We start from the raw sequence: 12,643 nt of genomic DNA, 5'->3' as shown, positions 1-12,643 counted from the left end.
TTTGTTTAGAATCCTACCTGGAATCCTGCTTTAACACCGAATTTTGAAATATCCGGCCTGTCAAGATAATTTCCTCTCCAGTTGAAATCTACCCTGAAAATTCTAATGTTTCCGATTCCTATATTTTCAATTCCGAATCCATATTCATAATAAATATGTTCGCTTGGCGCTGAGTATCTAAAACCTTCTACGTTGATTGCCTTAGAAGCATCGCTTAGCGTTCCGTAGGCTCCTCTGATGAATGCTACTTCCCTGAATTTTAGCTTTTTAATCAAAGGAATATAAGAAAGGATCTTACCGTTAAAATGATGTTCCAGCTGAAGCGTGGTATAAGCATCAGTCACAAATTCATAATAGTTAAGCTGAGAGAATGTATTTGGTACCAAACCATATGAAAGGTTGGCCGGAATGATATTCTGTAATGCTAAAGGAACTGTACTGAAGTTCTTTCCAGCCTCAAAATTTACTACCAGTTTTCCCATGCTTCCAATCAAAAACGGCTTATAAAGCATGAACTGAAGCTTATCATAATTGAAGTCGGCATTAAATAAACCTTCAATACCTCTGGTGTATCTTAAAACAATGGTTGGTGCCAGGTTTCTGGCCTGATAACGGTCAATTCCGGTTTGAGAAAATTTAGCGCCTGGTTTAGCAATTAAACTGATGGTAACATGTGAGTCATTCACTGTTTGCCTTAGTCGGCCATCTTTGTAATACATCAGGTTGAATTTCTCCGGAATAGCGGATTTAATGCTCTGCATCACTCCATCCACTCTTATCTGAAAGTTTTTCCAGGGTTCAATAGCCGCAAAAACACTTGTTTTGTTTACAGAACTCAAAGAAATATTTTCTCCTCTAGCAAAAAAGGTACTGGAAGATGAAGATTGTGGAGTGACACCATCACCGGATGTAAGCTGGCCTCCAAGCTGAACGATGTCTCTGCTGGTTCCTGCTCCAATCATAAATCGGTTAAGCTTATTGAACATATATCTTGCCTCCACTCCATATTTAAACTGCTGATCTTTGAAACCATAGGCTGTATAAAACTGAGCCCTCCAGGTATCATTCAATCCGAAATAAGTTCTTGCTCCTAATCTTATTCTGTCCCCTTCCACTTCATTCCTTCCGTAAATAGAGAAAATAGGACCAATATCTATTCCTTTAAAGGCATTGTAATACCGTGAGCCAAGGGTTTCAAACAGTTTTACCATTCGGTTGAATTTTGGCGTCTGCTGAAGCTGATCAAGCATACTGTAAACACCCTGTTCTGCTTTAGATAAAGTATCAGGTCTGGCTTTGGTCCAATAGGCATCATCTTTATTGGTAAATTTATCTTCATATTCCTCTTCCGTGCGTTTGAATACTTTCGGATCAAGAGGTTTATTAAACTCATATTCGGAATAATCTACCGATCTTTTGGCTATAATACTTTTCGATCCCTTCTTTTTTGAAAAAGGGCTCATTTCAAATTCTGTAACCAGTTTTTTAGGAAGAAAAGTCGTTTCATCAGGATTGTCATACTCCACCTGCGTATAGACACTGTTGACGAAATTGACATTGATTTTTTGGGTTGACTTTAATGTTGCCCCTAAAACGGCATAGGTGTCCGTATCTATATAAAGATTTCCCTGAAAGGCGAGGATATCTTTTCTTTTAGGCTGATATCTGATCTGAAAGGTTTTCTCACCACGAACAGTAATGGTATCCATAAGACTGTAGTCGTAGGTACTGAATCCATCTGTTCCCACAGGGCTTTGGAATCCGATATCAAAATAATTTAAAGTATTGTCGTAGATATTAATATCACGATATAAATTTTTAGCTGAAACGGTAATTACCTGATTGTCCTGGAATCCCGAAGTTTTCTGAGCAACCAATGTTCTTTTGCTGTCTTTGTCTGGTTTGTTTTTACCATAATTTTCATAAACAGCTTCGTTCAGGAAAACAGGAAGTCCAAGTCTTCCGCTTGCAGTGGAATCAGCATAATCGAAAATGAAATCCAGTTTATTGAAAATCTTTTTCTTCATGAAAGCACTGTCCAGGTTGTTTAGGTCAAATTGGGTTTTTTCGTATTCTTTATACGAGTAGGTATCAAATTTTTCTAACCCATTGTTTCTTTTTTGTGCCCAAACTTTTTGCATAATGGCGTAAGCAGGGTTTTCTTTTTTATTCTTGTATTTAGTCTTACCACTTTGAAGAACGATCTCCTGAATATCACTTACTTTAGCCTGAGAAAGCTGCACAAAAATATTTTCAGCATTTTCAGGGGTAATGTCAAGTGTTTCTGTAGTGTAACTTTTTCTGGAAAATTTTAACTGATGGATAATACTGTCTGACTGAATAGTGAAACTGCCTGAAGTTGTCGTCAGGGATGGAGTCTTATCATTGTTGATAAAAATATCAACTTTATTGAGTTCTTTATTGCTTTTTTCGTCAACTATCTTGCCACTGGCTCGGTTTTGAGCACATACGGAACTGGAGAGAATCAGGAAAAAAAATAAAAGATAGTGTTTTTGGGAGTTATTGTTTAACATCATTCGTTTCTTCAGGCAATTAGCATAAACAAAAAGTATGCAGTTTATTAAAAAAAATAGGTAAAAAAATAAAATATTTTTAGTATACCCTATAAAACGGCAAATGTAGGAAAAATTATATATGTGATTATTAAAATTAAATGAGAAATTTTAATGCTTAAAGGATAATAATCAGGGTATTAATAGAGTAAGGGAGATACTGTGTTAACGGGATGCTGTTTGCTGCTGCGCTAAAATTATAAACAAAAAAAAGACCTACATTTCTGTAAGTCTTTTTGCTCCTCCTGCTGGGCTCGAACCAGCGACCCTCTGATTAACAGTCAGATGCTCTAACCAACTGAGCTAAGGAGGAATGTCCTTTGTTTTAAGTGGTGCAAATATAATAGGAATATTAATATCAGTCAAGTCTTTCTCCTTATTCAGGGTGACTTTTGACTAAATGTATTGAATTTCAATAAGAAATATTTCTGAATATTTTTATTTAGATCTAGAGGTCTTCAAATAAATGTTGAAAATACCGTTCCGGTGCTTCTAAAAAATTCTTTGTTAACTGATAATGCTCTGTTTCTTTATAGTGGATTTTTTGAATTTTGTCATCAAGTGCATAAATTTCAGCAGATGGGTAACTCATTAATATGGGTGAATGGCTTGAAATTATAAACTGAGCCTTTCCTGTTTTTTCTAATTTATGAATAATAGATAGCAAAGAAAGTTGTCTTTGTGGTGATAAAGCAGATTCCGGTTCATCAAGAATATAAATACCATGCTGGAAATGGTTATGGAATAATGATAAAAAAGCTTCACCGTGAGATTGCTGGTGCAAAGATTTTCCTCCATAGGCTTCCAGCACTCTTTGATCTTCTTCCGCCACTTCATCAATATAGGTAGCAAAGTTGAAAAAACTTTCTGCTCTCATGAAAAAGCCTTGAGAAGTCTTATTACGCCAGGAAAGAGTAAGATAATCTGACAGTACAGACTCTGTTTTATGAAAATTATAATGATGATTGCGGCTTCCACCGGCCACATTGAAATTACATTGGTCTGCAATGGCTTCAAGCAATGTGGATTTTCCAATTCCATTTTCGCCAATGAAAAAGGTAACATTGCTTTTTAGCCTTATATCTAAACCGTTGCGTAGAAAAGGCAGATTGAAAGGAAAGTCTTGTGGATGATTATCTTTTAAATAAATCTTTGATAAGTAAGGCATTTTGCTTGATAGAATTATTTATCCTATCAAGCAAAATATGTGCAAAAAATAAGAGCAATTTTCTTAATTCTTATTTCTTTAAATCCTTAAGTATTTCCTGAACAGCTCTTTCCAGCTGAGGGTCATTGTCCTGAAGACGGTCCAGAAAGGTGTTTTTAACATAGATATCAGGTTTCACGCCCGTTTTTTCAAGATTTTGTCCGTCCAAAGTATACGTTCCCCATGAAGGCAGTCTGTAAGAAGATCCGTCTACCAAACCTTTAGCTGAAGTGAAAATAATCCAACGATAGGTATCCTGGCCAATAATTTTACCCAGTTTTAGTGCTTTAAATCCGGCTGCAGTCATCTCGGCATCGCTTAGTGAAGCTTCATTAATCAGAAGTACAATAGGTTTTCCGGAAGGAGCAAAGTTAGGCTGTGTCGTCATTTTTCCTTCACGATATTTCCATTGTAAATAAGGCTTCTGAGAAAGGAAATTTAAAACCTTATCATGAACATTTCCGCCTGTATTGTAACGCAGATCAAGAATTACAGCGTCTTTTCTGTTTTCCTGTTCTACCATATCCAGAAGGAAACGGTCCAGCTCATCTGTAGACATATTTTTCATGCAGGAATAGGCAATACGGTTGTTGCTAAGCTTATCAACACGCTGGTGATTGTTGTAGATCCAATCATCATAAAGCAATCCTTTTAATTCTCCATTAGAAATCGGATGTACTTTGGTGGTTATATTTTTACCATCACGGTTAAAAGTAAGAACAAGTTCTTCCTGTTTTTTGGGGCTTGTAAAATACGTTTCGATATTTTCGTTTAGATCCACCTTTTTCCCGTTTACAGAAATCAGCTGGTCGCCAGGCTTAATATCAACTCCTGAGCGGAAAGCCGGAGATTTTCTTACAATACTTTCTACAGTGTAAGGCTGATCTTTTTTGAAGATAATTCCTGTTTCGTTAGTGAAATAGTTCAGGTACATTGTTTCTTCTTTTCCGGTTGAAGAAAATCCGGTGTGTGAAGAATTAAGCTCTCCTAAAAGATCATTTAATAAAATTCTCAGATCATTTCTGTTATGTACATACGGAAGATATTTGGCATACTGTTCCTTTTTTGCTTTCCAGTCAATCCCATGGAACTTCTCATCATAAAAATTTTCTTCCACACCAGTCCATGCTTCAGCAAACATCTGAGTAAATTCTGATGCCAGGTCTTTATCAAAACTATATTGAATATTTATTTTCTCAGGTTTTAAAGCCGCTACAGTTGTTTTATAAATATTACCTTCTATCAGCGCAAACAGGTTTTTCTCATTTTTGGTAAGATAATACGCTGCTTTATCGAAAACTTTTTCGGATTTGGCAGGCTCAAAATCTGTGAACACTTTTTTGTACAACTGTCTTTTCCCATTATCCTGATTAGAATTGAATAATAGAATTTCCTTTTTTTCGTCTGCAAAAACTGCAGGATCATCCTGATATCCATATCGGTCGGTTACCAGTTCGATTCTGTCTAGGGTATCTTCAGGATTTACTTTCAGTTCTTTAATTATTGGTTCTTTTTCTTCCTTTTTCTCCTTATCCTTGTCCTCCTCTTTCTTGTCCTTCTTATCTTTATCTTTCGCTTTATCAGTAGATTTTGTTTCCTTCTTTTCTTCAGTAAAGAGAGTATCGAATTTTTCAGATTTAAAAGGTTCGTCAAACCAGTCCAGAGCCATGCGGTAAATGTTAGACTTCTGCATGCCTAAAGGATAAGACGGATTGGTTCTATCGCTGGCAAAATAAATGTATTTGCCGTTTGGAGACCATACAGGATCTTCCTCTGAAACACCAGTATTGGTAAGATTGAGCGTCTGTCCTTTTTTGATATTATAGATGAAAATATCCAGTTCAAAGTTTCTTTTCGCAGAGAACAGTACGTATTCATTGTTTGGCGAAAAAGAAGGTCTTGAGTTTTGGAAAGCCCATATTTCGTCTTTTACGATCGTTGTAGATTTGAAATTTTTTAAATCCAGCAATCTTACTTCATCACGGCCGCTTAAATAAACCGCTTTTGAAAGGTCGCTATTAAGCGTGATGCTTCGGTTATTGCGTAAATCTTCTGTTAATTGTTTGAGCTGGCCTTTTCCGTCTGCTGGAATAGTAAACCAGTTTTGGTATCCATTGTAGGTCTGACTGTAAAGCAGGGTACGGTTGTCTTTCAACCATTTTACTTCCATGGCACGTTCTTTCCCATCAGAAACCTGTTGTGCAAATTTTCCTTCAATATCAGATACAAATAAAACACCGCGGCTTATAAAGGCCATTTTTTTACCATCCGGAGATACATCATAATAGGAAATATTATTTTCCACGTTGAAGTTTTGTTCTTTTTCCAGCGTTTTATTAGTATTCAGGCTTACATTCAGAGGTTTTGCATTTTTTGAAGCGATATCGTAAATATAAAGCTGGTAATCTTTTTCAAAAATGACTTTAGATCCGTCTGCTGAAACAAAAGGTTTTTTAATAGAAGTGTCAAATTGGGTTAATGAAGCCTTCTTACTATTTTCGAGTTGATAAAGATTGTATTCTCCATTATTCTCATCGGAAATAAAGTAAATAATACCTTTTTTATCTACACTTGGGTTGAAATCTTTTCCTTCATAGTTAGTGTACTGTTTGAAAGAATTGCTTTTAGGGTTGTATCCTAAAATATCAGGATTATTTTCTCCTTTATAGCGCTTGCGTTGTACCTGATGGGCACTTTCTGAAGAGCTGGTGAAAAGATATTCTCCCGCCGGCGTTTCTACAAGTCCATTGGTGTTGTTAAAATAATTACTGAAAAGCTTTTGTGGTGTTTTTCCTTCAATAGTAGTTTTAAAACTGCCAAAATTATTATTTCTGCTGGAAGTAAAATAAATGGTTTTGCTGTCCCATGCCCAGCTTTCCATTTCGTCTCTTCCGGTGTGGAAAGTTAGCTGCTTGATCGTTCCCCCGTCTGCAGGCATTACATACACATCATAATTTCCATATTGGTTAGAACTGAATGCAAGCCATTTTCCATCCGGTGAAAGGCGGGGATTGATTTCTTCTCCATCCAGGGCTGTAATTCTTGAAGCGTTTCCACCATTTGAATCTACTTTCCAGATATCGCCGTCATAAGAGAAATAGGCTGTCTTGCCATCCGGACTCAATGAGGGGCTTGATAAAAAATAAGACTTTTCCTGTGCTGAAATCCCTATAATAGAAAATGCTGTTAATAACGAAATAATAGTTTTCTTCATGGTATAATAAGGTATTTATAAAATACAATAATGTTGGTTTTGTTATTTTTTTTAGATGCAAGTTATTAGAGAAGTATTTATAAGATGTTAATTTCTCAAATTCTATAATTCCTTAAGTAAGAATAGTCGGATTATTGGGGAAATCGTTACATGAAAATACCCGAAATGGTGGGTGATATTCCGTAAAACAGATAAATAGTTCATAAAAACTTAAGGTAAGTTACAAATATCTATCTTTTTAAATGATATCTTCAGATGAAAGCACAAAAAAAAAGACTTACATTTCTGTAAGTCTTTTTGCTCCTCCTGCTGGGCTCGAACCAGCGACCCTCTGATTAACAGTCAGATGCTCTAACCAACTGAGCTAAGGAGGAATGTCCTTTGTTTTAAGTGGTGCAAATATAGGACGAATATTTATACCTTACAAATATTTTTATAAAAATTTCTAAAAAAATTATAATTTCCCTGTAAACACCTTGAAGATGTCGCTTCCGAAGATCAGTAACATCAATCCTAACAGGAAGATAACTCCAATCATTTGTGCGTTTTCCAAAACCTTCTGTGGAACCGGTTTTCCTACAATAATTTCATATAAAGTAAATAAAACGTGTCCGCCATCAAGTCCCGGAATAGGAATAAGATTCAGGAATGCCAACCATACGGAGAACATTGCTGTAAAGCTCCAGAAAGCAACCCAGTTGATCTTAAAGTTTCCGTCTGCATCTTTATCTACAGGCATATTCTTTACAATCGCAATAGGACCTCCTACATTTTTATACCCCTGAACTTTAGAGTTGAACATGATTTTGAACTGCTTAACCTGGGTAGTTAATGCTTCAATAGTTCTGGTAAATCCTCTTGGAATAGCCTCCCCAAAAGAGTATTTTTTATTTGTTACAACAGCTTTTGCGATGTTTTTTGTATCAATTGCTACCCCTAGTTTTCCGTTTTTATCAACAGAAACTGCTGGTAATGTCTGCAAAGCCCCATTTCTTTCAACATCTACAGTAATCGTCTTACCTTTATTTTCACTTAGAAGAGTGCTTACTTCATCAAAGAATGCCGCTTTTTTACCGTTGATTCCTACAATTTTATCTCCTTTCGCAAGACCTGATGCCTGAGAAGAAGGAGTTGCCAATGAATCAATGACCATAGAAACTCTTGGAGTGATATACAATTTTGCTTCTCTCTGCTTAAGAACATCTGCAACACCGTCAGCATTTACCGGGAAAGTAACTTCCTGGCCGTTTCTGTTTACGGTAACATGGTCTCCTAAAAGAATATTGATTGATGTATTTTCAAGTCTCTCTGCAGGTTTTCCATCTACGCTGATGATTTTGTCACCATTCTGGAATCCCATTTTCTTTCCTGCTGAAGTCGCTTCAATACCATTGTCGAATTTCGTGATATCTGTATAGGTTTCTCCGTTGAAGAATGATAAAGAGCTATAGATCAACCATGCAAGGAAAAAGTTAACCGTAACTCCACCCAGCATAATAATAAGTCTCTGCCAAGCCGGTTTCGATCTGAATTCCCATGGTTCTGCCGGCTTTTTCATTTGGGCAGTATCCATACTTTCATCCACCATTCCTGCAATTTTTACATACCCTCCGAAAGGAAGCCATCCAATTCCGTATTTGGTTTGTTCAGGATGTTTTCTCCAGTCATTGTCCGGTAGTTTTGATATATCGATAGGAACTTCTTCCTTCTTTCCGTTTACCTCTATTACTTCAGAATCCGGCAGGTTCTTTGATAAAAACTTATACTGCCATTTCCCGTTGATTTTCTTCATGGAGAATATGGAGAAGTAAGGATCAAAAAACAGGAAAAACTTCTCTGCTCTGGTCTTGAACCATATTGCCGGTAAAAAATGCCCAAGCTCATGAAGAAGCACAAGTATAGAGATGCTCAGAATGAACTGAAAAAGTTTGATTGCTATTTCCATTAATAAATTTTAGATTTTAATTTGCAAAGGTAACAATTATCAAAACTATGCCAAATAAAAAAGCTCCCCGAAACGAGAAGCTTTGTCATATTTAAAGACGATTTGATTATAAATTGAAAGAAACACCCAGACTGCCATTATTACCTACTTCTGCAAATACCCCTATTTTCTCTGTGAAGAAATAACGGGCTCCAATGTGAGCGCCAACTCCGAAGTCTCTTCCGAGAACTCCAAGGTCTACACCAGGGTAGATATCCCATTTTGAGGGAAGGTTCAGTGCTTCCTGTAAATGAAAGTTCAGTCTCCCGAAAACAAAAACACGATTATCCTTATCGTTGTTTTTATAATTGTCAAAATAGCCGTTGATTCCGGCTCCTACTGAAATAAGTTTATTGAGCCCATAGTCGTAGGTTCCCGTTACTCCGGTTCCATATCCCCAGGCACTCAGCCCCAGTTGTACTTTCTGATCCCCTTTTCCCGTCCAGGCCTGAGCATTAGCCATGGCCCCAAAAAAGAAAATCGTCACCATAAAAAACAATTTCTTCATAAATTTTAAATTTTTAAGGATAGTAATAAAAAATATCTCTATCAAAAATGAAACCGAAAGAGAATCCGTATTATAAAAATGAAAGACTTTAATAAATTATTATGAAATATTGTTTGATATTGGAGAAGGAGACACTGTTTTTCTGCAGTTGAATTCTCCTGAGAGTTTTCTTTTTGTAATGATAAAAGGCGTATTTTTATACTTCAGATTTGAAATAATTTAAAAAGAATAAAAGATGAAAGTTGTAGGGCTTAATTTAGATATCATCTGGAAAAATAAAGCTGAGAATTTTAAACTCATAGAAAATGAGCTTCATAATGTGGAAGCGGATCTGTTTCTTCTACCCGAAATGTTTTCTACTGGCTTCTGTATGGACGCTTCTGAAGTTTCGGACAGAAATAATGAATCACTGGAATTTTTGAAGAAACTTTCAAAAGATAAAAATGCAGCATTCTGTGGAAGTGCTCCGGTAGAACACAACGGAAACTTTTACAACAGAATGTATTTCGTACGGCCGGGTGGTGAAGTTTCTTTTTATGATAAACGGCATCTGTTCTCTTTTTCAGGAGAAGATAAAGTATATACACCTGGAAAAGAGCGGGTAGTTGTTGTGTATCAGGGAATACGATTTTTGCTTCAAGTATGTTATGACCTTCGTTTTCCTGTTTTTGCCAGAAACAATGATGACTACGATGCTATTTTATATGTGGCCAACTGGCCCGAGAAAAGAGTAGGAGCATGGGAACATTTGCTAAAAGCCCGGGCTATTGAAAATTTATCTTTTGTATTTGGCTTAAACAGAATTGGAACTGATGGAAACAATTTGTTTTATCAGGAAAGTTCTCACTGCTTCTTTGCAGACGGAAAAGAAATTTCTGAAAAACAAGGGAATCTTGTGTCCGCAGAACTAAATATAGATGAATTGAAAGATTTCAGAACCCATTTTCAGTTTTTAAATGACCGGGATAGTTTCTCTATTCAATTGTAATAAAAAATAAAGGCTGAAATTCATTTGAATTTCAGCCTTTATTTTGGTCCTTATCTAAGCATATTGCTGGAGAAGATTAGTGAGTGTATTCACATCATGTACACCACTTTCTTTCCATAATAGTTCTCCTTTTTTGAAAATGGCAAGAGTAGGAACTCCGCGCACTCCATATTGAGCTGCTAATGCAGGATATTGGTCTACATCTACCTTGATGATTCTTGCTTCTTCGCCAACATTCTCCTTTACCGTATTTAATACTGAAGACTGTACTTTACAAGGCTGACACCATGTTGCGAAAAAATCGATCAGTACAGGCCTTTCGGAATCAATGATTTCCTGAAATTTTTGTGACATAGTTTTGGTTTTATTAGTTTACTTTTTTGTTTGTTTCGTCCTGGATTGCTTTTACATTCTTCCAGCTTGTACCATCATAGGCTTCCACTCCGTTTTTCTTCAGAATTTCCATAGCCTGATCTGCCTGAACTCCTTTATTACAGAACACAACAACTTTTTTACCTTTCAAGGTTTCTATATTGCTTTGAAGCTCTGCTAATGGTATGTTGACAGCATTTTTTGCTGTTCCTGCAGCATACTGTTCCGGAATTCTGACATCCACCAATGTTACATCAGAGCTATTGACTACTTCTTTGATGTTAGCTTTGGGTGTGAAAGAGGTATGAGATGTTTTACAGGCACTTAGCGTAAAAGCCATTGCTAAAGCAAGCCCAAAAAACTGTATCTTCATGATCTTATGACGTTTTAGATTGGCATACAAAATCTGTAGTCGGGAATTTTTCCGTCTTTTTGATGCCGTTAAAACCTCCTTCTATTTCGGTAAAGTTTCTGATTCCGTGTGAGTTAAGGATGCTTGCTGCGATCATGCTTCTGTATCCGCCTGCACAGTGAAGAAAGAAATGTTCCGAATCATCCATAGTGCGGGCCCAGTCACTGATTGTATCCAGTGGCCTGTTATAAGCGTTGTCAATATGCTCTGCAGAATATTCAGTCAGTTTTCTTACATCAATTACTTTTGCATCTTCTGTAAACTGTTCAGCAAACTCAGATGGGGTAATTCTTTTGATCTCATCAGTTTCCTTACCTGCATTTTTCCAGCCTTCAAAACTTCCTTCCAGATAACCTACTACATTATCAAAACCTACTCTGCTTAGTCTGGTAATTACTTCTTCCTCGGTTCCTTCATCTGCTACCAGTAATAGAGGATGCTTTACATCCACGATAAGATTTCCTACCCATGGGGCGAAATCACCTTTCAATCCTATATTGATAGAGTTAGGAACAAATCCTTTATGGAAGTCCGCCGCTCCTCTTGTATCTAAAATTAATGCTCCGGTTTCTTCAGCCAGTGCCTCAAAATCTTCCGGCGCTACAGGTTGTAATCCTTTGTTCATTACAACATCCAGACTTTCATATCCACCTTTGTTTAATGCGACATTCATTCCGAAATATTTTGGTGGTGCTGTTAAACCATCAAGAACCTCTCTGATGAAAGAGGCTTTATCGGGTTGATTAAGCGCATAATTCGTCTTCTTTTGGTTTCCTAAAATATCTACCGTTTCCTTCTGCATGTTTTTTCCGCAGGCAGAACCTGCCCCGTGAGCAGGATAAACGGTAATGCTGTCATCCAAAGGCATAATTTTGTTCTGAAGACTGTCGTATAGAATTCCCGCAAGGTCTTCCTGGGTAAGATTGGTTGCTTTCTGTGCAAGATCTGGTCTTCCGACATCTCCTAAAAATAAGGTGTCACCTGTAAAAATTGCAGTTTCAATACCGTTTTCATCTATTAAAAGATAAGTGCTGCTTTCCATGGTGTGTCCGGGAGTGTGCATTACCTTTATTTTTACTTTTCCGATCTCAAAAATCTGATTGTCTTCGGCAATAATTGCTTCAAATTCAGGAGCAGCAGTAGGTCCATATACAATCGGAGCACTTGTTTTCTTGCTTAAATCCAAATGGCCTGATACAAAATCTGCATGGAAGTGAGTTTCAAAAATATATTTTAAAGTGACATTATCTTTTTCCAGACGATCCAGGTAAGGTTTTACTTCTCTTAAAGGATCTATAATGACTGCTTCATTCTCTGATACAATATAATAGGCACCCTGAGCCAGACAGCCCGTATATATTTGTTCAATTTTCATTGGGGTCTTT

Annotated in this window: 9 protein-coding genes and 2 tRNA genes; 1 reads left to right on the top strand and 10 read right to left on the bottom strand. The window is 36.7% G+C overall.

The genetic code is table 11. From position 1 onward, the window contains the following. Positions 1 to 5: 5 nt before the first annotated feature. From ACTJIP_RS18770 to ACTJIP_RS18740, 7 genes are all read right to left on the bottom strand, one after another. Entirely contained in the window at positions 6 to 2,537 is a 2,532-nt protein-coding gene (locus tag ACTJIP_RS18770; protein WP_440704941.1) for a DUF5686 family protein, read from the bottom strand. 275 nt (positions 2,538 to 2,812) lie between these two features. Further along, a tRNA-Asn gene (locus tag ACTJIP_RS18765) sits at positions 2,813 to 2,886 on the bottom strand. 135 nt (positions 2,887 to 3,021) lie between these two features. Continuing rightward, positions 3,022 to 3,741 carry an AAA family ATPase gene (locus ACTJIP_RS18760; RefSeq protein ID WP_077419401.1) on the bottom strand — a complete coding sequence of 240 codons (720 nt, stop codon included), beginning with the start codon at positions 3,739 to 3,741 and terminating at the stop codon, positions 3,022 to 3,024. A gap of 70 nt (positions 3,742 to 3,811) precedes the next feature. Then, a complete protein-coding gene (locus ACTJIP_RS18755) occupies positions 3,812 to 6,994 on the bottom strand; it encodes a S41 family peptidase (RefSeq protein ID WP_440704940.1) in 3,183 nt (1,060 codons plus the stop codon). Between the two features lie 300 nt (positions 6,995 to 7,294). Further along, a tRNA-Asn gene (locus ACTJIP_RS18750) sits at positions 7,295 to 7,368 on the bottom strand. Between the two features lie 80 nt (positions 7,369 to 7,448). Beyond that, entirely contained in the window at positions 7,449 to 8,939 is a 1,491-nt protein-coding gene (gene rseP, locus ACTJIP_RS18745) for an RIP metalloprotease RseP (RefSeq protein WP_440704939.1), read from the bottom strand. A gap of 106 nt (positions 8,940 to 9,045) precedes the next feature. After that, positions 9,046 to 9,486 (bottom strand): DUF6646 family protein, encoded by a 441-nt coding sequence (locus ACTJIP_RS18740; protein ID WP_047377248.1) that lies wholly within the window; start codon positions 9,484 to 9,486, stop codon positions 9,046 to 9,048. Positions 9,487 to 9,721: 235 nt separating this feature from the next. On the opposite strand from ACTJIP_RS18740, the gene ACTJIP_RS18735 reads away from it, so the two are divergent. Beyond that, positions 9,722 to 10,474, top strand: coding sequence for a nitrilase-related carbon-nitrogen hydrolase (locus tag ACTJIP_RS18735; RefSeq protein ID WP_077419404.1), 753 nt, complete (start codon positions 9,722 to 9,724; stop codon positions 10,472 to 10,474). A gap of 54 nt (positions 10,475 to 10,528) precedes the next feature. Here the strand turns inward: ACTJIP_RS18735 and ACTJIP_RS18730 are convergent, their stop codons facing one another. Genes ACTJIP_RS18730 through ACTJIP_RS18720 form a run of 3 tightly spaced genes read right to left on the bottom strand, consistent with a single transcriptional unit; the run spans position 10,529 to position 12,633 of the window. After that, positions 10,529 to 10,828 (bottom strand): thioredoxin family protein, encoded by a 300-nt coding sequence (locus tag ACTJIP_RS18730; RefSeq protein ID WP_077419405.1) that lies wholly within the window; start codon positions 10,826 to 10,828, stop codon positions 10,529 to 10,531. A gap of 13 nt (positions 10,829 to 10,841) precedes the next feature. Next, a complete protein-coding gene (locus ACTJIP_RS18725) occupies positions 10,842 to 11,219 on the bottom strand; it encodes a rhodanese-like domain-containing protein (RefSeq protein WP_428168801.1) in 378 nt (125 codons plus the stop codon). A gap of 4 nt (positions 11,220 to 11,223) precedes the next feature. Beyond that, positions 11,224 to 12,633 carry an MBL fold metallo-hydrolase gene (locus tag ACTJIP_RS18720; RefSeq protein ID WP_077419407.1) on the bottom strand — a complete coding sequence of 470 codons (1,410 nt, stop codon included), beginning with the start codon at positions 12,631 to 12,633 and terminating at the stop codon, positions 11,224 to 11,226. Positions 12,634 to 12,643 lie beyond the last annotated feature (10 nt).

Origin of the sequence: Chryseobacterium sp. 22543 (assembly GCF_052044565.1) — a bacterium.
Taxonomy (GTDB): domain Bacteria; phylum Bacteroidota; class Bacteroidia; order Flavobacteriales; family Weeksellaceae; genus Chryseobacterium.
Note: the sequence above shows the minus strand (reverse complement) of the source record. Positions and strands in the feature narration are given on the sequence as shown.

Excerpts from the sequence above, each read along its gene's own strand:
- ACTJIP_RS18770 (WP_440704941.1), bottom strand. The coding sequence starts at position 2,537 with ATGATGTTAAACAATAACTCCCAAAAACACTATCTTTTATTTTTTTTC.
- ACTJIP_RS18760 (WP_077419401.1), bottom strand. The coding sequence starts at position 3,741 with ATGCCTTACTTATCAAAGATTTATTTAAAAGATAATCATCCACAAGAC.
- ACTJIP_RS18755 (WP_440704940.1), bottom strand. The coding sequence starts at position 6,994 with ATGAAGAAAACTATTATTTCGTTATTAACAGCATTTTCTATTATAGGG.
- rseP (WP_440704939.1), bottom strand. The coding sequence starts at position 8,939 with ATGGAAATAGCAATCAAACTTTTTCAGTTCATTCTGAGCATCTCTATA.
- ACTJIP_RS18740 (WP_047377248.1), bottom strand. The coding sequence starts at position 9,486 with ATGAAGAAATTGTTTTTTATGGTGACGATTTTCTTTTTTGGGGCCATG.
- ACTJIP_RS18735 (WP_077419404.1), top strand. The coding sequence starts at position 9,722 with ATGAAAGTTGTAGGGCTTAATTTAGATATCATCTGGAAAAATAAAGCT.
- ACTJIP_RS18730 (WP_077419405.1), bottom strand. The coding sequence starts at position 10,828 with ATGTCACAAAAATTTCAGGAAATCATTGATTCCGAAAGGCCTGTACTG.
- ACTJIP_RS18725 (WP_428168801.1), bottom strand. The coding sequence starts at position 11,219 with ATGAAGATACAGTTTTTTGGGCTTGCTTTAGCAATGGCTTTTACGCTA.
- ACTJIP_RS18720 (WP_077419407.1), bottom strand. The coding sequence starts at position 12,633 with ATGAAAATTGAACAAATATATACGGGCTGTCTGGCTCAGGGTGCCTAT.